This window comes from Arenimonas malthae CC-JY-1 (assembly GCF_000747075.1).
In the GTDB taxonomy this organism is placed as follows: domain Bacteria; phylum Pseudomonadota; class Gammaproteobacteria; order Xanthomonadales; family Xanthomonadaceae; genus Arenimonas; species Arenimonas malthae.
Map to the genome: position 1 here is coordinate 1 of NZ_AVCH01000109.1, position 1,157 is coordinate 1,157.

Consider the following 1,157-nt stretch of genomic DNA (forward strand, 5'->3'; position numbering starts at 1 on the left):
ATGTCCAAGGAAAAGTTCGAGCGCAAGAAGCCGCACGTGAACGTGGGCACCATCGGTCACGTTGACCACGGCAAGACGACGCTGACGGCGGCGCTGACGAAGGTTGGCGCGGAGCGTTTTGGTGGCGAGTTCAAGGCGTACGACGCGATCGACGCGGCGCCGGAAGAGAAGGCTCGCGGCATCACGATTTCGACCGCGCACGTGGAGTACGAGTCGCCGACCCGTCACTACGCGCACGTGGACTGCCCGGGCCACGCCGACTACGTGAAGAACATGATCACGGGTGCGGCGCAGATGGACGGCGCGATCCTGGTGTGCTCGGCCGCCGACGGCCCGATGCCGCAGACGCGCGAGCACATCCTGCTGGCGCGCCAGGTGGGCGTTCCGTACATCGTGGTGTACATGAACAAGGCCGACCTGGTTGACGACGCGGAGCTGCTGGAGCTGGTGGAGATGGAAATCCGCGAGCTGCTGAGCAAGTACGACTTCCCGGGCGACGACACCCCGATCATCAAGGGTTCGGCGCGTTCGGCGCTGGAAGGCGACCAGTCGGAGATCGGCGTGCCGTCGATCATCAAGCTGGTCGAGGCGCTGGACACCTGGATTCCGGAGCCGCAGCGCGACATCGACAAGCCGTTCCTGATGCCGGTCGAGGACGTGTTCTCGATCTCGGGCCGTGGCACGGTGGTGACGGGCCGCATCGAGCGCGGCGTGATCAAGGTGGGCGAGGAAATCGAGATCGTGGGCATCCGCCCGACGGTCAAGACCACGGTCACCGGCGTTGAGATGTTCCGCAAGCTGCTGGACCAGGGCCAGGCGGGCGACAACGCGGGCCTGCTGCTGCGCGGCACGAAGCGTGACGAAGTCGAGCGCGGCCAGGTTCTGGCCAAGCCGGGCTCGATCACCCCGCACACCGAGTTCGAGGCGGAGGTGTACGTGCTGTCGAAGGACGAGGGCGGCCGCCACACGCCGTTCTTCAAGGGCTACCGTCCGCAGTTCTACTTCCGCACGACCGACGTGACTGGCGCCTGCCAGCTGCCGGAAGGCGTGGAGATGGTGATGCCGGGCGACAACGTGAAGATGGTGGTGACCCTGATCGCGCCGATCGCGATGGACGAGGGCCTGCGCTTCGCGATCCGCGAGGGTGGCCGCACCGT

At 66.3% G+C, this 1,157-nt stretch carries 1 protein-coding gene; it reads left to right on the forward strand.

All coding sequences use genetic code 11. The annotated features are described in order from the left end of the window. Nucleotides 1-1,157, forward strand: a 1,157-nt coding sequence (tuf, locus tag N790_RS05650) for an elongation factor Tu (protein ID WP_043801869.1), incomplete at its 3' end; no start/stop codon positions are given.